Source organism: Collimonas sp. OK242 (assembly GCF_900107095.1).
Classification (GTDB): domain Bacteria; phylum Pseudomonadota; class Gammaproteobacteria; order Burkholderiales; family Burkholderiaceae_D; genus Collimonas.
The window spans coordinates 155337-173876 of record NZ_FNOR01000007.1; the positions used below are offsets into that span (position 1 = coordinate 155337).

At 59.1% G+C, this 18540-nt stretch carries 17 protein-coding genes; 5 read left to right on the plus strand and 12 right to left on the minus strand.

Going from position 1 to position 18540, the window contains the following annotated elements; genetic code table 11:
- Positions 1-5: 5 nt before the first annotated feature.
- Positions 6-347: an L-rhamnose mutarotase gene (locus BLV81_RS09400; RefSeq protein WP_092354731.1), complete on the minus strand. Its 342-nt coding sequence runs from the start codon at positions 345-347 to the stop codon at positions 6-8.
- 207 nt (positions 348-554) lie between these two features.
- On the opposite strand from BLV81_RS09400, the gene BLV81_RS09405 reads away from it, so the two are divergent.
- Positions 555-1358, plus strand: a complete 804-nt coding sequence (locus BLV81_RS09405) for a FadR/GntR family transcriptional regulator (protein WP_092354734.1) — start codon at positions 555-557, stop codon at positions 1356-1358.
- Between the two features lies 1 nt (position 1359).
- Here the strand turns inward: BLV81_RS09405 and BLV81_RS09410 are convergent, their stop codons facing one another.
- Positions 1360-3402: a primosomal protein N' gene (locus BLV81_RS09410; protein ID WP_092354737.1), complete on the minus strand. Its 2043-nt coding sequence runs from the start codon at positions 3400-3402 to the stop codon at positions 1360-1362.
- Between the two features lie 542 nt (positions 3403-3944).
- On the opposite strand from BLV81_RS09410, the gene BLV81_RS23925 reads away from it, so the two are divergent.
- The gene (locus tag BLV81_RS23925) at positions 3945-4127 is read left to right on the plus strand and encodes a hypothetical protein (RefSeq protein ID WP_176992808.1); all 183 of its coding nucleotides are present in this window, start codon (positions 3945-3947) and stop codon (positions 4125-4127) included.
- Between the two features lie 104 nt (positions 4128-4231).
- Here BLV81_RS23925 and hemE read toward each other — a convergent pair whose 3' ends face one another.
- Entirely contained in the window at positions 4232-5311 is a 1080-nt protein-coding gene (hemE, locus tag BLV81_RS09420) for a uroporphyrinogen decarboxylase (protein ID WP_092354743.1), read from the minus strand.
- A gap of 103 nt (positions 5312-5414) precedes the next feature.
- Positions 5415-6329, minus strand: a complete 915-nt coding sequence (locus BLV81_RS09425) for a LysR family transcriptional regulator (protein WP_092354745.1) — start codon at positions 6327-6329, stop codon at positions 5415-5417.
- A 165-nt stretch (positions 6330-6494) separates the two neighbouring features.
- Between BLV81_RS09425 and speB the strand changes: the two genes are divergently transcribed.
- Positions 6495-7448 carry an agmatinase gene (gene speB / locus BLV81_RS09430; RefSeq protein ID WP_092354748.1) on the plus strand — a complete coding sequence of 318 codons (954 nt, stop codon included), beginning with the start codon at positions 6495-6497 and terminating at the stop codon, positions 7446-7448.
- A gap of 151 nt (positions 7449-7599) precedes the next feature.
- Here speB and BLV81_RS09435 read toward each other — a convergent pair whose 3' ends face one another.
- On the minus strand, positions 7600-8454 hold the full coding sequence (locus BLV81_RS09435; RefSeq protein ID WP_092354751.1) for a helix-turn-helix domain-containing protein: 855 nt from the start codon (positions 8452-8454) through the stop codon (positions 7600-7602).
- Between the two features lie 138 nt (positions 8455-8592).
- Here BLV81_RS09435 and BLV81_RS09440 point away from each other — a divergent pair, with 138 nt between their 5' ends.
- The gene (locus BLV81_RS09440; RefSeq protein ID WP_092354754.1) at positions 8593-9549 is read left to right on the plus strand and encodes a phytanoyl-CoA dioxygenase family protein; all 957 of its coding nucleotides are present in this window, start codon (positions 8593-8595) and stop codon (positions 9547-9549) included.
- A 36-nt stretch (positions 9550-9585) separates the two neighbouring features.
- On the opposite strand, the gene BLV81_RS09445 is transcribed toward BLV81_RS09440, so the two are convergent.
- Positions 9586-10755, minus strand: a complete 1170-nt coding sequence (locus BLV81_RS09445; RefSeq protein WP_092355060.1) for an MFS transporter — start codon at positions 10753-10755, stop codon at positions 9586-9588.
- A 1-nt stretch (position 10756) separates the two neighbouring features.
- On the opposite strand from BLV81_RS09445, the gene BLV81_RS09450 reads away from it, so the two are divergent.
- The gene (locus BLV81_RS09450; RefSeq protein ID WP_092354757.1) at positions 10757-10993 is read left to right on the plus strand and encodes a hypothetical protein; all 237 of its coding nucleotides are present in this window, start codon (positions 10757-10759) and stop codon (positions 10991-10993) included.
- Positions 10994-11011: 18 nt separating this feature from the next.
- Here BLV81_RS09450 and gabD read toward each other — a convergent pair whose 3' ends face one another.
- The 6 genes from gabD to gabT all read right to left on the minus strand — a co-directional run bounded on the left by gabD (position 11012) and on the right by gabT (position 18461).
- On the minus strand, positions 11012-12466 hold the full coding sequence (gene gabD / locus BLV81_RS09455) for an NADP-dependent succinate-semialdehyde dehydrogenase (protein ID WP_092354760.1): 1455 nt from the start codon (positions 12464-12466) through the stop codon (positions 11012-11014).
- Positions 12467-12571: 105 nt separating this feature from the next.
- Positions 12572-13411 carry an ABC transporter permease gene (locus BLV81_RS09460; protein ID WP_092354763.1) on the minus strand — a complete coding sequence of 280 codons (840 nt, stop codon included), beginning with the start codon at positions 13409-13411 and terminating at the stop codon, positions 12572-12574.
- Positions 13412-13415: 4 nt separating this feature from the next.
- Positions 13416-14672: an ABC transporter permease gene (locus BLV81_RS09465; protein WP_092355063.1), complete on the minus strand. Its 1257-nt coding sequence runs from the start codon at positions 14670-14672 to the stop codon at positions 13416-13418.
- 129 nt (positions 14673-14801) lie between these two features.
- Positions 14802-15842 (minus strand): ABC transporter substrate-binding protein, encoded by a 1041-nt coding sequence (locus BLV81_RS09470; RefSeq protein ID WP_092354766.1) that lies wholly within the window; start codon positions 15840-15842, stop codon positions 14802-14804.
- 134 nt (positions 15843-15976) lie between these two features.
- The gene (locus BLV81_RS09475; RefSeq protein WP_369823852.1) at positions 15977-17110 is read right to left on the minus strand and encodes an ABC transporter ATP-binding protein; all 1134 of its coding nucleotides are present in this window, start codon (positions 17108-17110) and stop codon (positions 15977-15979) included.
- Positions 17111-17144: 34 nt separating this feature from the next.
- Positions 17145-18461, minus strand: a complete 1317-nt coding sequence (gabT, locus tag BLV81_RS09480) for a 4-aminobutyrate--2-oxoglutarate transaminase (RefSeq protein WP_092354769.1) — start codon at positions 18459-18461, stop codon at positions 17145-17147.
- Between the last annotated feature and the right edge of the window lie 79 nt (positions 18462-18540).

An 18540-nucleotide genomic window follows, 5' to 3' on the forward strand; every position in this document is an offset into this window, starting at 1 on the left:
ATGTCTCAGGATTGCTGCCGCAGGTCAAAAATCTGCGCCATGGCCACCCACTTTTCTCCAACCGGGGTCCATGGCGTGGGAGCCTGGAATTGCCACATCAACATTTCCCATTCTCGTACCTTGGGGTTATTGCGCGCGGCGCTTGCCATCCGCTCTGCACTATAAATAGCATCATCGGTTTCCATCAGCATCACCAGGCGGGTGCCCAGGCGATAAATTTCCATGCCAAGCACGCCATGCAAGCGCAGATGGGCCGCAATCTCGGGCCAGATACGGCGGTGATGCGCTTCATAGCGACCGATCAGATCGGCATCGTCCTTCAGGTCCAGCGCCAGGCAGTAACGCATATTTCAGGTGCCTCCAACTTAAATAAGCCGGCTGATTAGTCGGATCAGCTGCTGCGGTTCGGAAAGTGTATACTGCAAAGGTTCATTGGCTGGACCAATTTTAGCACACCGGTAGTCCACAGAGCTTTTGATAGGGCCGGTTTAAAGACTAATGCTGTGCAGACGCCGCGCCATGGCACAATGTGAAAAATATCTATCCTTGCTCCCATGCCCATACAAGTTATCCACAACCGCCGCCTGTATCAACAAATCGCCGATCAGCTGCGTGACATGATTGATCGCGGCGAATACGGTCCTGGCGACAACCTGCCGCCCGAGCGCGAACTGGCGAAGCAATTCGGCGTTAGCCGTACCTCGGTGCGGGAAGCTTTGATTGCGCTGGAAGTGATCGGGATTGTCAGCGTCCGCGTCGGCAACGGCGTGATGGTGTTGCCGCCGACGGAAGACACCAGCGAGCGCAACGGCGGCAGCCAGGCGCCTGCCTTGCAACTGGCGGCGCACCGTAGCGGCTGGGAAATCGATCCCGAACTCGATCAGGAAATCCGTCTTGACCTGGATGATGAAATCCCGCCCTTCAAACTGCTGCAGGCAAGACGTCTGGTGGAGCCGGAGACCGCCGCCCTGGCGGCACTGAATGCCAGCGACGAACAATTGCGCAGCATAGCCGAGGCGTACGCCCGCAATGTCGAGGACAACCGCAGCGGCTCGCACACGCATCCCGGCGACCGCCTGTTTCATATCCGTATCGCCGAAGCCAGCGGCAACCCGGCCTACCTGCTGCTGGTCAGCCATCTGCTGGGACGCAAATACGGCATGATGTTTCAGCGCCTGCAAACCCTGTATAGCTCGAAGGACATGCCGAATCGTTCAGAGCATGAACATCAGTTGATCCTGGAAGCCCTGCAAGCGCGCGATGCGGTAGCGGCGCGCCGGGCGATGCGGGCGCATATGGATTCCGTGGTCAAGATTTTCTCTCGCTCGGTGCCGGAACAGGATATTCGGGCTCGCTGACCTAAATATCGACCGGATCGACTTCCAGAGACCATTTCGCGCGCGTCTTAATTTGTCGCAACTGCGCCATCCAGTCGGTCAGGAAGGCTTGCAAACCCGGGCGCGACGGGCATTCGATCAGTAATTGCGCGCGGTCGACATTGGCGACCCGGGTCATGCTCATCGGAATCGGGTCGTGCATGGTGATGCCGGTGTGCTCGATACAATGGGCCGCCTGTTGCAAAAACTCAATCGCCGTTTCCAGCTCTTTCGCCTCCGCCCTCAGCAACGCTTGATAGATGTAGGGCGGCAGGCAGGCCTGCGCGCGTTCCTCCAGCAGCGAAGTGGCGAAGCGATCGTAATCGTGAGCGATCACCGCCGCATACAAGGGATGTTGTGGATAACGCGTCTGGATCAGTACCTCGCTGGCGCTGCCGCCCTCTTTTTGCGCAGCGCGGCCGGCGCGCCCCGCCACCTGCATCAATTGCGCAAACAAGCGTTCGCTGGCGCGGTAGTCGTGGGAAAACAGCGCGGTGTCGGGATTGAGGATGCCGACCAGGGTCAGGTTCTTGAAATCATGTCCCTTGGCGACCATCTGGGTGCCGATCAGGATATCGACCTCGCCGTTGTGCACACTATCGAAGGCCGCTTGCGCACTGCCTTTGCGACGCGTGGAATCGGCATCGATGCGCAATACCCGTGCTTCCGGAAACATCGCCCGCAAGCCCTCTTCCAAGCGTTGCGTGCCGCGTCCGAGCGGCTGCAAATCGACGTTGCCGCAGGTTGGACAGGATTTGGGGATCCGCAACTCCAGGCTGCAATGATGGCAACGCAGGCGATGTTCGGGTTTGTGCAGCACCATGAACGAGGTGCAGCGAGTGCAGTTGCTGACCCAGCCGCAAGCATCGCAAGCAATCACCGGGGCGTAACCGCGGCGGTTCAGGAACAGCAGCGATTGTTCGCCCCGCTCCAGCCTTTGCTTGAGAGCGCTGACCAGGATCGAGGTCAATCCCTCGCTGGGTTTGTCGCGTTCCATGTCGATGCGGCGCACCTGCGGCAATACCGCATCCCTGACCGCCCGCTCGCGCAGTTCGAGTTTCTTGTAGCGTCCGGATTGGGTGTGATGCCAGGTTTCCAGCGACGGCGTGGCCGAGCCCAGCACAATCGGGATCCCCAGCTGGTGAGCGCGCCAGACGGCCAGATCGCGCGCCGAATAGCGCAAACCTTCTTGCTGCTTGTAGGATGGGTCGTGCTCCTCGTCGATGACTATCAGCTTTAAATGCGGCAAAGAAGCCAACACCGCCAGCCGGGTCCCGAGGATAATCCGCGCCTGCCCCAAATGCGCTGCCAGCCAGTGACGCATGCGCTCGCCTTCCGCCAGGCCGCTATGCAAGGTCGCCACCGTCACGCCCGGAAAGCGGGCGCGGATGTTACCCTCCAGTTGCGGAGTCAGATTGATTTCCGGCACCAGGATCAGGATTTGCGAGGGGTTGTCCTCGCCATTTTCACTGTGGGCCAGGATTTGCGCCGCAGCCTGCAGATAGACCTCGGTCTTGCCGCTGCCGGTGACGCCGTACAGCAGCGTCGGCGCAAAACCTGTAGCACCGGCAATTGCATCGGCCGCCTGCTGTTGCGCCGGATTCAGTTGCGCCACGTCGATCGGGGTAGCGTCATGCGGGACACCGGCCTGCTGCAATTTCTTCAAGCCGCGATCCAATGCAACGGTGGTCAGCGCGCGCAGGTTTTTCGGCAAACCCGGCAATGCCACTTCGCCCAGCGGCCGCTGATAATAATCGGCGGCAAAACGGCAGAGAGCGAGCCATTGCTTCGATAGCGGCGGCAGCTGATGGCGCACCGCCTGGACGCTTTTCAATTTCTCGGCCGGCACATCGCTCTCGGCGCTGATGCCGACAATCATGCCGACCACTTCACGGCGACCGAAGGAGAGCTGAACCAGCTGCCCGATCTGGGGCATGGCTTCGCTTTCATCGCTGGCCTGCCAGCGATAGTCGAAGCTGCTATCCAAGGGAGTGTCGAGGACGATTTGGAGAATGCTTTGTTTCACGAACTTAATGTAATTCCCGAGGAAATAAGCTAACTATCGGTTCCATAAGTGCTTTTAAGCACTATCCACAAAATCTGTGGATAACTTTGTGGACAAGGTTGCGGAAACAACGTGAAAGCGCCTGTTTACGGCATGTTTTGGCTCTTGCTCAAATCAGCATCAATGAAAATATAATTTAAAATCAACGACTTAGCTCATGCGCATCAGACACGTAACATTTTTCATGTAGTCAAAAAATAGCCTTGAAGAAACTCAAATATGTGCATAACTAAATTCGGCATCGGCAAGAACCGGCGCCGGCTCAGGCACCAAGAAGTAACATTGATGGACACAATCGAATCCATGGTCGTGCACCATCATGTTGCTTTTTTCAATCGGGTTAGCAAGTTTCGCACCGGAAAAATTAGCCCGATGTCAACGGTCAAAAATATCCGGGAATTCTGATTCCTAAGATTCTACTTAATGTAAAACATTAGGAAATGTCCTAACCATCGGTTTCATAAGCGCTTTTCAAATTATCCACAGTGTCTGTGGATAACTTTGTGGGTAACCTGCTCTTGACAGGCTGCAGACGCATATTTGATGCGGGTTTCAATACATTGCCTAAACTAAAAGCAGAAAATAAATCATTTAAAATCAAATACTTACAAAACGCACTCAAGTGGAAAATAATAAATATAGATATAAATAATTGCCGTGGTGCAGCAGTTTTTTTTTGTGCATAACTAGCGAGTGACAATCGCCTGATTGCTGCCGAATGTGTTATGGGTGACACTGCGTAACGACATTCGGCAGCAGATAGCAGGCATAGCCTCGCGCCGGTATCCGCCTATCCCCGCAACCTGCGGCTGATTTCATGGACCGCATCGACCATGACGGCAACCGACTCCGGCGGCGTGAATTGCGAAATGCCGTGGCCCAGATTGAATACATGGCCGCTATCTGCTTGCGGCACGCCATACGCGTTCAGCAAACGCTCGACTTCGCCACGGATCTGCTCCGGCTTGGCAAACAGCACCGCAGGATCCATGTTGCCCTGCAACGCAACCCGCTGGCCGACACGGTCGCGCGCCTCGCTCAGATTGACGGTCCAGTCGAGGCCGACGGCGTCGGCGCCGATATCGGCAATCTGTTCCAGCCACAAGCCGCCGCCCTTGGTAAATACGATCGCAGGAATCGGCACACCGTCTTTCTCGCGCTTCAGCTGGGAAACCACCTGCCGCATATAGTCCAGCGAAAATTCCTGGTAAGCGCCATCCGCCAGCGCCCCGCCCCATGAATCGAAAATCATCACGGCTTGCGCGCCGGCGTCGATCTGCGCGTTCAGGTAGGCCGCCACTGCCGCCGCATTGGTGCTGAGCACGTGGTGCATCAGGTCCGGACGGTTGTACAACATCGTCTTGACGGTATGGAATTCGCGCGAACCTTCACCCTCGACCATGTAGCAAGCCAGGGTCCAGGGGCTGCCGGCAAAGCCGATCAGCGGCACTCGGCCGTTGAGTTCGGTACGGATTTGCGTGACCGCCTTGAAAACATAGTCCAGCTTGCCCAGATCGGGGCTTTGCAGCGCCATCACGTCTTTTTCATCGCGTAGCGGCCGTTGGAACTTGGGGCCTTCGCCATCGGCGAAATACAGGCCCAGTCCCATGGCGTCCGGCACGGTCAGGATGTCGGAAAACAGAATCGCGGCATCCAGCGGGAAACGGTCAAGCGGCTGCAGCGTGACTTCGGTAGCGTAATCGGGATTGGTCGCCAGCCCCATGAAAGAGCCGGCGCGGCTGCGGGTTTTGCGATACTCGGGCAGATAGCGGCCGGCCTGGCGCATCAGCCACAGCGGCGTGTATTCGGTTGGCTGGCGCAACAAGGCGCGTAGGAAGGTGTCGTTCTTGAGCGGGGCGAATTGGGACATGAGAGGCAATCTGAATGCATGTGATAACGCCCCATTATCTCATCCAAACCCACGGCTGCGGCATCGGCCCTCGTATGATCGGTATGGCTGGCGTGCCTGGGTACTACGCGCCCTCCCGATGCACTGCAACCAGGTCATCCTGAAACGCTTGCAGCACCTCGCCCGGACTGGATTGGCGGCGTGCGACCATATGCAACATGACCTCATAAGAGAACTGCTCCGGATTAAGGGCCGCCAGCAATCCTTGCTGTACCAGCGGCGCAGCAAAATGTTGCGGCAAGAATCCAAGATGCTGCCCCGACAAGATCAGGACCGCGACCGCCTCCATGTTGTCAGCCAGCGCTGTCACCCGCGCCGGTGCAGACACGCCGCCCTTGCCTTCGGCCTCTGGCAAAGGATAGCTGCGCCAGACCCAGTCATGCTGCGCCAGGTCTGCCGCTTCTAATTTACCGGCCCGGCTGAACAGCGGGTGCGCGGCGGCGCAATACGCCACCTGATGCTCCGTGTACAAGGGCAGATATTCCAGATTCGGCAGGCGGTGCCAGAAATAACCGATGCCAAGGTCGAGCCGGCCGTTGATCACCTCCTCTTCCAGCTGGCCCGGAGCCAGCACCGCCAGCGACAGCGTCACCGCCTCATCCCTCGCACGGAACCGGGCGATGGCCTGGCTCAGGCGCGCGTTGGCGCTCATGGCGGCGTGGCCGATCAGGCCCAGGTGCAATTGTCCGACCAGCTTGCGTCCGATCTGGCGCGCATCCAGGCAAAAATGGTCGATATTCTCCAGCAGCCGGCGGCTGGACTGGGCAAACTGTTCACCGCGCGGCGTCAGCCGAAACCCGGCCCGGCCGCGCTCGCACAAACGAAACCCGAGCCGCGTCTCCAGCGTCGCCACCTGCGTGCTGATGGTGGACTGGCTGACATTCAGGGCGGTTTGTGCAGCGGAAATGCCGCCGGCGTCCTGCACCGACAGGAAGACGCGGATCAGACGCAGGTCAAGATCGGATAGTTGCTGGAGCATATTGCATGAGATAAAGCCAAAGAAAGGTGCAGGTCAGATCGATAATACATCTATTTCTGTCAATGTAAGCCTTACATTGCGCGCATTTTTTATGATGTTATTTCCCGCTAGAGTAGGCGGTGTTCAGAAAAAACAGCCTTCCCCCTTCCCTTACCGGAGACGATCATGTCGGAAACCCCACTTTATCAACCGCTTGGCGGCAACGACATGCCGCGTTTCGGCGGCATCGCCACCATGATGCGCTTGCCGCACGTGAACAGCAGCGCTGAACTGGATGCCTGTTTCGTCGGCGTCCCGTTCGACCTCGGCACCTCGAATCGTTCCGGTACGCGCTTCGGGCCGCGCCAGATCCGTACCGAATCGGTGCTGCTACGGCCTTATAACATGGCAACCCGGGCCGCGCCTTTCGATGCGCTGCGTATCGCCGACCTGGGCGACGTCGCCATCAATCCCTACAACCTGCTCGATTCGATCAAGCTGATTGAAACCGCTTACGACAACATCGTCGCCACCGGCTGCCGGCCGATTTCACTGGGCGGCGACCATACCATCGCGCTACCCATCCTGCGCGCGCTGCATCGCAAATACGGCAAGATCGGCCTGATCCACGTCGACGCCCATGCCGACGTCAACGACACCATGTTCGGTGAAAAAATCGCCCACGGCACGCCGTTCCGCCGCGCGGTGGAAGAAGGCTTGCTGGATTGCCAACGCGTGGTGCAAATCGGCTTGCGCGGCACCGGCTACACCGCGGAAGATTTCGACTGGTGCCGCGACCAGGGCTTCAAGGTGGTGCAGGTGGAAGACTGCTGGAACAAATCGCTCGCGCCGCTGATGGAAGAAGTGCGCGCCCGCGTGGCAGGCGGTCCGGTGTACCTGAGTTTCGACATCGACGGTATCGATCCGGCCTATGCGCCCGGTACCGGCACCCCGGAAATCGCCGGCCTGACCGTGCCGCAAGCGCTGGAAATCATCCGCGGCGCCTGGGGCCTGGACATCGTCGGCGCTGACCTGGTGGAGGTATCACCGCCTTACGACCCGGTCGGCACTACTGCCCTGCTGGGCGCCAACCTGGCCTATGAAATGCTGTGCGTGCTGCCGGGCGTGCCGCGCCGCTAAGAAGCAACGGGCATTACTTTACTCATCTTTGAACCGGGAGCGAGGCTGCCCGCTGGCTTGGCAGCGATCTCGAATGGACGCGTTCGATGCTGCCATCCTGATCACGTTTATTGGCTGGAAGTAAGCGCCAACACTTCGATTCAGCTATATATTATCTATATCTCTGCTTGAAATCACGCGGACTCACACCTTTCGCTGCACGGAACTGCCGGTTGAAATGGGCCAGGTTGCGATAACCCGATTCCTGGGCAATCACGCCTATCGCCTTATCAGTCTGGATCAGCTGCTGGCAGGCGCTGCCTATCCGCAGCTGGGCCAGGTAAGCAGTTACCGTCAGCTGTGTGTGGCGCTTGAAAAAACGATGGAAGGCGCCCACCGACAATGCCGCGCGCGCGGCCAGTAGTTCCACCGGCAACGCCGTCTGAAAATGCGCGTGCATATAGTCCAGCACCCGCCCCATGCGCTGGCGTTGCGCATCCACCGCGATCGACGCCGAAGCAACCGAGGCCAGCGGCTGCGCCAATTCGTCTTGCGCCAGCAGCAGCAACAGTTCCAGCAATACGGGCAGGCGCTGGGCCGGCGCCAGTTTCTCCATGCGCAGCATCAAGGGCCTGACACGGATGGCGGTGTCGGCAGAAAACTGCAATCCCCTATCCGCCCGCTTGCCCAGTTGCAGCAGGCCGGCCAGCTCTGGCAAGCTGGTTTGCAACTGGATCAGCCAGTCGCGTGAAAACCAGACCACCACCGCCAGCATTTGGCGCTCGGGCGTTATGCGTTCGCTCGCCGACCAGGTGTGCGGCAGATTCGGTCCCAGCAGGATCAGGTCGCCGTCCGAGAAATCCGCCAGATGGTCGCCCACATAACGCTGGCCGCGCGCGTTCAAGGTCAAGGTCAGCTCGAACTCCGGATGGTAATGCCAGAGAAACGGCAACTCCGGCAGCTCGCGCCACAGCAACTGCCAGGAATGACCGGGCGACAGGGTGAGGTGTTCGTATTGCGGTCGCATTCTGACCTTCCAGTGAGCAATAACATCAGAATAGTATCAATAAGCGGCAGTTGCGGCGAAATCGAAAGGCGTCTGTCGGTAGAGAATTGCGCTGTAGTCAGGGCAACCCCAGCCGACAAAACCGATCCGGAGACAGACATGAAGCAGCCTTACGCCACCGACCAGCAGCGCCTTAGCAATCCATCCGTACTCTATCCCGAGCAGGAGCAATTGCGCGACATACAAAAAACCTTGCCGCTACGGGTACTCTCGGCCGCTGATTTCCATCACTGGCAAACCTATGGTTATGTCATCGTCAGGCAGGCAGTCGGCGCCGAGCAGGTGCAACGCACCGTCGATTTCCTGTGGGAATTCCAGGAACTGGATCGCAACGCTCCTGAAACCTGGAATCGCGCGCAGTTGCGCGACCATGAAATGAAGGAGTTGAACGGTTCCGGCATGGTCGAGGCCTATCATCACCAGACCTTCTGGGACAACCGCCAGACGCCGCGCATAGTGGACGCTTTCGTCGACATCTGGGATCGCGAAGACCTGTGGGTAACCATAGACCGCGCCAACCTGAATACGCCGAACCAGGGCGCGCGACGTTTCGGCGGTTTCATCCATTGGGATGCAGACACCTCGCTGGAGCCGCTGCCGGTGAATGTCCAAGGCGTGCTGGCGCTATCGGATACGACGCCGGAAGGCGGCGGTTTTCAATGCATCCCCGAGCTGTTCCAGCACTTCGCCGAATGGCGCAAGAACGCGCCCCAGGACCGCAATCCCTTGCGTCCCGATGTGGAAGCGCTGCCGTGGCAAGTGCAGTTCATACCGATGCAAGCTGGCGACCTGCTCATCTTCAACAGCCTGCTGGCGCACGGCATCCGTCCTAACACCTCCGCCGACCAGGTCCGGCTGGCGCAGTACATCGCGTTTACCCCGGCGCGGGAAGAACAGGCGCAATTGCGGGATTGGCGGGTGAGCAGCTGGGAGCAGCGGACTCCGCCGGCTAGCTATGCCTTTCCCGGCGATCCGCGCGAATGGGAAAGAACCCGTTATCCCCTGGCGCAGTTGAGCGAACTCGGCGAGAAGATCCTAGGCAAGAAACGTTGGTGAAAACGCTGGCGAGCATAGGGCATGAGCGCGCTCGCCCTACTCGCTCGGCGTCATCGCCAAGCCATCGTTACGTTCGATGGCGGCCGACCACAAAGTCAGGCCCAGCGCCAGCACCACCACCATTACGCCGACATAAGGCAAAGTGGTCAACTGGAAGCCGGCGCTGATGGCCATGCCGCCAAACCAGGCGCCGCTCGCATTGCCGAGATTGAAGGCGCCCTGGTTCAAGGTCGAAGCCAGGTTCGGTGCGGCGCTGGCGCGCTCCACCACCAGCATTTGCAAAGGCGGCACAATCGCGAAGGCCAGCACGCCCCAGATGAAAATCGTGATTACCGCCGGCAACGGCGTGCGCATGGTCAGGGTAAATACGGTCAGGATTACCGCCAGCGCTACCAGGAAGCCGATCAGCGACGGCATCAGGCGCCAGTCGGCCAGTTTGCCGCCGAGCGCGCTGCCCACCGTCAGGCCGAGGCCGAATACCAGCAGCACCAGCGTCACGGCATGCGGCGTCAATCCGGTGACGTCTTCCAGAATCGGCGTGATGTAGGTGAACACCGAAAACAAGCTAGCCGAAGCCAGCGCGCTGATCCCCAGCACCATCAAGACCTGCTTATCCTTGAGCACGGCAAATTCCTGCAGCAGGCTGGTCTTTTGCATTTCGATCTTTTTCGGCAGCCAAAGCGCCAGCGCAATTGCCGCCAGCACGCCGATCACCGTCACCGCCCAGAACGTCGAGCGCCAGCCCAGCTGTTGCCCGAGGGCAGTGCCGAACGGTACGCCGAGCACATTGGCCAGGGTCAGGCCGGCGAACATCAGGGCGATCGCCTGCGCGCGCCGGTTCGGCGCCACCAGTCCGGCCGCCACTACCGAGCCGATACCGAAGAACGCGCCATGGCAAAACGCCGTCACCACCCGCGCCAGCATCAGCACGGTGTAATTGGGCGACAAGGCGCACAAGACATTGCCGATAATAAACAGGCCGATCAGGCTCAGCAGCGCCGCCCGGCGCGGCATGTTGGCGGTGGCAATCGCCACGATCGGCGCGCCGATCGTCACGCCCAGTGCGTATCCGGTCACCAGCATCCCCGCCGCCGGAATCGTCACGCCCAGGTCACGCGCCACATCGGGCAGCAAACCCATGATGACGAACTCCGTCGTACCGATGCCGAAAGCGGCAACAGCAAGGGCAAACAGGGGCAGAGACAGCATGATGATCGTCCGGAAAGGGAACCGCCGAATTGCAGGAACTGCGCGGCAGTCAAAGGCGCGCACCGGGAACTATGGTGCGTGGCAACATTATATCAATGGCGGTTTATTTGTGGTAGCGCTACCAGATTTCGGGCGCAAAATCAGGCTTCAGGCGGGGCAAGTGTTGGATTTTTGCGAAACGCCGTGCCTGGAAGGCACGGCTGGACAGGCTTTGCAGGATATTAGACGAATTTAAGGCGGGTCGCCGGAAGCATCAAATCCCGCCCATGCACAGGTATTTGATCACCTGGTAATCCTCGATGCCATACTTCGATCCTTCGCGGCCCAGGCCGGATTGCTTGACGCCGCCGAACGGCGCGACCTCGTTCGAAATCAAGCCGGTGTTGATGCCGACCATGCCGCTTTCCAGGCCTTCCGCCACACGCCAGATACGGCCGATATCGCGCGAGTAGAAATAGCTGGCGAGACCGAACTCGGTGTCGTTGGCCAGCGCCAGCACTTCTTCGTCAGTCTTGAAGCGGAACAAGGGCGCCATCGGACCAAAGGTCTCTTCGCGCGCAACGATCATGTCGGCAGTCACATCGGCCAGCACAGTCGGTTCAAAGAAACTCTGGCCCAGCGCATGGCGCTTGCCGCCGGCCAGGATGCGCGCGCCTTTCGCCACCGCATCGGCGATATGTTCTTCAACCTTGGCAACCGCTTTCTGGTCGATCAGCGGGCCTTGGTTGACGCCTTCTTGCTGACCGTTGCCGACCTTCAGCTTGGCCACTGCGGCCACCAGCTTTGCGGCAAATGCGTCGTAGATGCCATCTTGTACATACAGGCGGTTGGCGCATACGCAGGTTTGCCCGGCGTTACGATATTTGGAAGCCATTGCGCCTTCCACGGCGGCATCCAGGTCGGCATCGTCGAACACGATGAACGGCGCGTTGCCGCCCAGTTCCAGCGACAGTTTCTTGATGGTGGCGGCGCATTGTTCCATCAGCAGCCGGCCGACGCCGGTGGAGCCGGTAAAGGTCAGCTTGCGCACGATAGGGTTGCTGGTCATCTCTGCACCGATTTCGCGGGCGGAGCCGGTCACCACGCTGAACACGCCGGCGGGTATGCCGGCGCGCTCGGCCAGCACCGCCAGGGCGAGCGCCGAGAACGGCGTCGATTCAGCCGGCTTGAGCACCATGGTGCAGCCAGCGGCCAGCGCCGGGCCGGCCTTGCGGGTGATCATCGCCGCCGGGAAATTCCACGGCGTGATCGCTGCACAGACTCCGATCGGCTCTTTCACCACCACGATGCGCGAACTCGGCGACGGCGATGGAATGGTATCGCCGCCGGCACGCTTGCCTTCTTCCGCAAACCATTCGATGAACGAGGCAGCGTAAGCGATTTCACCCTTGGCTTCGGCCAGCGGCTTGCCCTGCTCCACGGTCATGATCAGCGCCAGATCGTCGAGATTGGCCAGCATCAGGTCATTCCATTTGCGCAGGATGACGCTGCGTTCCTTGGCGGTCTTGCGCCGCCATTGGCGCCAGGCGTCGTTGGCGGCGGCGATCGCGCGCCTGGTCTCGGCGGCGCCCATCAGCGGCACGCTGCCTATGGTCTCGCCGGTGGCAGGATTGGTCACGGCGTGGCTACCGCCTTTATCGGCGTCGCACCATTCGCCATTGATGTAGGCTTGCTGACGGAACAATGAGGGATCTTTTAATTGGATCATGGGGATAACTCCTGTGAACGTTGAAGACACGCATATCAAGCTGCGGCCAAGCGGAGGCCGAGCTGAGATACACATGCCGAAAGCAGCAGTTTGCGCGGCACACCACTAGAATTTGGCGAGCGCCTTGTTGCGTCCGCGTATCCATTCCAGCACCAGCAGCAGGCAAGTGGAAAACACGATCAGGATGGTGGCCAGCGCGGCGATGGTCGGGCTGATGTTTTCCTTGATGCCGGTAAACATCTGGCGCGGCAGGGTGGCTTGTCCGGGACCGGCTACGAACAAGGTTACCACTACGTCGTCGAACGAGGTGGCGAAGGCAAATAACGCGCCTGAGATCAAACCCGGCGCAATCACCGGCAAGGTAATCCGGAAAAAAGTGGAGAGCGGATTAGCGCCCAGGCTGAGGCTGGCACGCACCAGGTTCTGGTTGAATCCCTGCAGCGTCGCCAATACCGTAGTTACCACGAACGGTGCGCCCAACGCTGCATGCGCCAGTATCAGGCCGGTATAGCTGTCGGACAGACCGATCTGCGCAAAAAACAGATAGACGCCGACGCCCACCACCACCACCGGCACCACCATCGGCGAAATCAGCACCGCCATCAGCAAACCCTTGCCGTGGAAGTCCGCCTTGTTCAAGCCGACCGCCGCCAAGGTGCCAAGTATGGTCGCCAGCACGGTAGCCAGCGGCGCCACGATGAAACTATTCTGGGCAGCGCTAACCCATTCTTGCGAATGCACCAGGTTTTGATACCAGCGCAAGGAAAAGCCGTGGATCGGATACACCAGGAATGTACTGTCGCTGAACGACAGCGGAATGATGACCAGGATCGGCAACAACAGGAACAGCAGCACCAGCAGATTGAAGCCGCGCGAGAAGAAAAACCAGACGCGTTCGCTCAATGAGACGTAGGGAGGAAATTGTGGAAATAGTATCTTTTTCATTTTCTTAGCCCATCGCCACATCGTTTTTGGTGAAGCGGCGATACACGCCGTACAGCACCAGCGTCGCGGCAAACAGCAAGGCGCCGAGCGCACAAGCCATGCCCCAGTTGATGGTGACATTGGTGAAATAAGCGATGTAATAACTGACCATCTGTTCGTTCGGTCCGCCCAGCAACGCTGGCGTGATGTAGTAACCGACCGACAGGATGAACACCAGCAAAGCACCGGCGCCAATGCCCGGATAGGTCTGCGGCACGTACACGCGCCAGAACGCGGCGAATGGATGGCTGCCGAGCGACACTGCAGCGCGCAGATAGGTCGGCGGGATCGCTTTCATCACGCTATACAATGGCAGGATCATGAACGGCAGCAGGATGTGCGTCATCGCGATGTAGACGCCGATGCGGTTGAACAGCAGCTCCAGCGGCGCTTGCGTCAGGCCGCTCACCATCAAGGCTTTGTTGACCAGGCCTTCCGATTGCAGCAATACAATCCAGGCCGCGACCCGCACCAGGATCGAAGTCCAGAATGGAATCAGCACCAGGATCATGAACAGGTTGGCGCGCCGTTCCGACATGGTCGACAGCCAGTACGCCAGCGGATAGCCAAGGACCAGGCAAGCCAGGGTAGCGACCAGGCCCATCCAGAAAGTGCGGCCGAAAATCTTTTGATACACCGAGGCGCTGGCATCGGCCTTTTCGATATGGCCGAAGGCATCCTGCTTCAGGTCCAGCGCCGCCAGCAGGTAGTAAGGCGAATACGGCGCACCGTTCTTGGCGATCACCTGCCAGTACGGCAGCTGGCCCCATTGTTCATCGATATCGATCAACGCTTGTTTGATCTGCGTGGCCGAAAGCGGCTTACCGTCTGCATCCAGCAGCGGTAAAGCACGCGCGGTTTTCATGATGATCGAACGGGCGCCGGAGATTTCCGAATTGAGACGGCGCGCCAGCGAACCGGCCGAGCTGTCTTCTCTCGCTTGCAGCAGATCGCTCGCCAGTCCGGCATAGGCTGCGTCCGGCGGTGCACTCTTGCCGTCCCAATGGTTCAATGCCGCCACGGTATGCGGCAGCGTGGTGGCGATTTCCGGGTTTTCCACGGCGCGCTTGAGCAGCATGGCGATCGGCACCAGGAAGGTCAGCAACAGGAAAATCGCCAACGGTGCGATCAATGCCAGCGCGGCGGCGCGCTTGCGAAATTGTGCCTGGCGCAGTTCGCGCTTGAGCGGGGAATTCTGCGGTGATGCAGGCGGCGCCGTCATGGCAGAGCCGACGCCGGCAGATGCAATAGAAGTCATGGTGTTCCGGCTGCGCTAAATAGTGAATTGCAAAGAACTGCCGCCAGCTGTTCTGTATCTGCATACCGTACTGCTGGCGGCTAACCCTATCTTTTACTTGGCTGCCCAGGCAGTGAAGCGCTGTTCCAGTTCTTCGCCGTGATCGGTCCAGAACGACAAGCTCAGTTGCAAGGCGTCTTTGGCATTGGTCGGCGAAGTCGGCAAATTGGCCAGTACTTTCGGATCCAGCAGCTTGAGCGCCTGGTTGTTCACCGGGCCGTAAGAGATATTGCTGGCGTAAGCCTTTTGCGAATCCGGCTTGCTGGCGAAGGCGATGAATTTCTCAGCCTCGGCCTTGTTCGGCGTACCCTTTGGAATCACCCAGAAATCCAGCGTGTAGATACTGCCGATCCAGCTCACTTTCAGATTCTTGCCTTCCCGTTGCGCGGCGTCGATACGGCCGTTAAATGCGGTCGACATCACGACGTCGCCTGCCACCAGGAATTGCGGCGGCTGCGCACCGGCTTCCCACCATTGTATATTCGGTTTGAGTTCGTCGAGTTTCTTGAAGGCGCGATCGACGCCGGCTTTTGTGCCGAGCACTTTGTAGACGTCTTTCGGCGCCACGCCATCCGCCATCAGTGCGAATTCCAGCGTGTATTCAGCACCCTTCTTCATGGCGCGTTTGCCGGGGTATTTCTTGACGTCCCAGAAATCGGCCCAGGTCTTCGGCGCGACTTTCAGCTTGTCGGCATCATAGGCCAGCACGGTCGACCAGACAAAAGCGCCGACACCGCATTCGTGGATAGCTGCAGGGCTGAAATCGGCCTTGTTTCCGATCTTGCTGAAGTCGATTTTTTCGAGCAAGCCTTCTTCGCAAGCACGGCCGATATCACCGGCATCTACTTCCACCACGTCCCAGCTTACCTTCTTGGCTTCGACCATGGCTTTGACCTTGGCCAGTTCGCCGTTGAATTCGACTACCGTGATCTTGTCGCCGCTAGCCTTGGCATAAGGATCGATGTAGGCAACCTTCTGCGCCGCGCCGTTGGCGCCGCCGAAATTGACCAAGGTAAGGGCTGCCGCCTGCGCCATGCCGATTGCGGCCAACGACAATGCGATGCTGGTAAAAGCAGGTTTCAAAAATGACTTCATCACGTCTCCTTTTATAACAATTGCGGGACAGAGTTTAAGAGCCACCGAAGCGTGGCGAATTACTCTGTCCTCAACTGATTAGATAAAACGGTTAAATTGCAAAGAAAAACCAACAGACAAAGCTAAAGTTGTTGCTAAATAAAAATGCGCAGGTGCTTGGGATCTACGTTCAATGCAACCTGGGTTCCTTCGTATAACCCGGCCAGCGCAGGGTCATTCAGGGTAAGTTTGACGAAGCAGTCGTCTTGTTGCGGGATCGCGCAGCGCACCCGCACGTGATCGCCGAAATAAATCAGGCTGCTGACGCTGACGCGCATGGCGCTTTCAGGCGCGGCGGCGAGCGGCAGCAAATGAATGCGTTCCGGCCGGATGCAAGCCACTACCTGCTGACCGACGCTGGCCTGGTTGGCATTCAGGCCGCTCAGCAAACCGCCATGCGGCAAGCGCACTGTGCCGTTAGCGCCATCAAGCGCGGCCAGCACGCCGTTGAAGCGATTGTTGTCGCCAATGAAACCGGCGACGAATTGATTTTCAGGATATTCGTAAAGACGGTCGACCACCGCCAGTTGCTGGATGATGCCCTGGTCGAATACGGCGACACGGTCTGACATGGTCAACGCTTCGCTTTGGTCATGGGTGACGTAGACAAACGTTACGCCGAGACGCTTGTGCAAGGCTTTCAGCTCCAGCTGCATGTGCTCGCGCAACTGCTTGTCGAGTGCGCCCAGCGGCTCGTCCATCAGCACCAGCTTTGGATCGAATACCAGCGCCCGCGCCAACGCGATCCGTTGCTGCTGGCCACCGGAGAGCTGCGCCGGATAGCGATCGCCGAATTTGCCCATCTGCACCATATCCAGCGCTTTTTTAACCTTTTCGGCACGCTCGCTACCACTGATATTGCGTACCCGCAGCGGATAGGCCACGTTCTGCGCCACAGTCATATGCGGAAACAGGGCGTAGTTCTGGAACACCATGCCGATGTTGCGTTTATGCGGCGGCACTTTGTTGAGCAGCTGGCCGTCCAGCCGGATTTCACCGCCGGTAGGGAACTCGAATCCGGCCAGCATCATCAGGCAGGTGGTCTTGCCAGAACCGGAGGGGCCCAGCAAGGTCAGGAACTCGCCGCGCTGGATATCCAGATTCAGGTTCTTGACGACCAGGTTTTCGCCGTCATAGGTTTTCTTGACGCCGGAAAACTGCACCAGGATATCCGGCGCGCCTGGCTTATCGGCAGCTTCCTTGGAGATCAAGGGCAGGTGGGTGGCGATATTTTCTTGCTTCAACTCATTCTCCCGACAAGTTTCAAGCAGCTGCGACGGTGCGCATCGCGGCACTCAGGATGGCCAGCGCCTCATCCATCAAGTTATCCTCAATCGTCAGCGGAAACAAGAAGCGGATCGCATTACTGTAGACCCCGCAGCTCAACAACAGCAAGCCATTTTTGAGGGCTTCTGCCTGTACCTTCTTGGTAAACTCGGCATCCGGCTGGCGTGTGCCTGGTTGCAGGAATTCCACTGCCACCATCGCCCCCAGGCCGCGGATATCGGCAATCTGCGGAATCTCCGCGCGCAGGCCTTCCAGCGCCTGTTTCAGTTTGGCGCCGAGCAGATTGGCGCGTTCGACCAGTTTCTCTTCCTCGATCACGTCCAGCACCGCCAGCGCGGAAGCCACCGCCAGCGGATTGCCGGCGTAAGTGCCGCCCAGGCCGCCGGGCGCGGCGGCATCCATGATCTCGGCGCGGCCGCACACTGCCGACAAAGGCATGCCGCCGGCCAGGCTCTTGGCCATCGTCATCAAATCCGGAATCACGCCGGAATGCTCCACGGCGAACAACTTGCCGGTACGGGCAAAACCGGTTTGCACTTCATCCACCACCAGCAAGATGCCATGCTCATCGCACAATTTACGCAGCGCCTGCATCAATGCTGGCGGCGCAGCGTAGAAACCGCCCTCGCCTTGCACCGGTTCCAGGATGATGGCGGCGACGCGCTTGGGATCGACGTCAGCCTTGAACAGCGCTTGCAACGCCGCCAACGAGCTTTCCACGCTGACGCCATGCAATTCGATCGGGAACGGCACGTGATACACCTCGGCCGGGAACGGCCCGAAACCGACCTTGTACGGCACCACTTTGCCGGTCAGCGCCATGCCCATCATGGTGCGGCCATGGAAGGCGCCGGAAAACGCGATCACTGCGCTGCGGCCGGTAGCGGCACGCGCGATCTTGACGGCGTTTTCTACCGCCTCGGCGCCGGTCGAAAAGAAAGTGGTTTTTTTGGCATGATCGCCCGGCGTGACGGCATTGATGCGCTCAGCCAGTTCGACATAGCTGGCGTACGGTACGATCTGGTAGGCGGTATGGGTAAATTTGCCGAGTTGTTCCTGGATCGCGGCTACCAGTTTCGGATGGCGATGGCCGGTGTTCAGGACGGCTATGCCGGCGGCGAAGTCGATGAAGCGGCGGTTTTCCACATCCCAGATTTCTGCGTTGAGCGCATGCGAGGCGTAGAAATCGCACATGACGCCGACGCCGCGCGGGGTGGCGGCATTTTTGCGTTGGTGCAGTGCGGCGTTGGTGTTTGCCGCAGCAGCGGCTGCGTGATATCCGTCGTTTTTCATAATGGCTCCTAGATGCGTTATGCGGTTTTTGTATTAGCTTTGATGCATACTAAGGCCGAGCTGGATCTATAATATAGTG

Coding starts and splice junctions, on each gene's coding strand:
- BLV81_RS09400 (WP_092354731.1), bottom strand. CDS start 347: ATGCGTTACTGCCTGGCGCTGGACCTGAAGGACGATGCCGATCTGATC.
- BLV81_RS09405 (WP_092354734.1), top strand. CDS start 555: ATGCCCATACAAGTTATCCACAACCGCCGCCTGTATCAACAAATCGCC.
- hemE (WP_092354743.1), bottom strand. CDS start 5,311: ATGTCCCAATTCGCCCCGCTCAAGAACGACACCTTCCTACGCGCCTTG.
- BLV81_RS09425 (WP_092354745.1), bottom strand. CDS start 6,329: ATGCTCCAGCAACTATCCGATCTTGACCTGCGTCTGATCCGCGTCTTC.
- speB (WP_092354748.1), top strand. CDS start 6,495: ATGTCGGAAACCCCACTTTATCAACCGCTTGGCGGCAACGACATGCCG.
- BLV81_RS09435 (WP_092354751.1), bottom strand. CDS start 8,454: ATGCGACCGCAATACGAACACCTCACCCTGTCGCCCGGTCATTCCTGG.
- BLV81_RS09440 (WP_092354754.1), top strand. CDS start 8,593: ATGAAGCAGCCTTACGCCACCGACCAGCAGCGCCTTAGCAATCCATCC.
- BLV81_RS09450 (WP_092354757.1), top strand. CDS start 10,757: ATGATGATCGTCCGGAAAGGGAACCGCCGAATTGCAGGAACTGCGCGG.
- gabD (WP_092354760.1), bottom strand. CDS start 12,466: ATGATCCAATTAAAAGATCCCTCATTGTTCCGTCAGCAAGCCTACATC.
- BLV81_RS09460 (WP_092354763.1), bottom strand. CDS start 13,411: ATGAAAAAGATACTATTTCCACAATTTCCTCCCTACGTCTCATTGAGC.
- BLV81_RS09465 (WP_092355063.1), bottom strand. CDS start 14,672: ATGACGGCGCCGCCTGCATCACCGCAGAATTCCCCGCTCAAGCGCGAA.
- BLV81_RS09470 (WP_092354766.1), bottom strand. CDS start 15,842: ATGAAGTCATTTTTGAAACCTGCTTTTACCAGCATCGCATTGTCGTTG.
- gabT (WP_092354769.1), bottom strand. CDS start 18,461: ATGAAAAACGACGGATATCACGCAGCCGCTGCTGCGGCAAACACCAAC.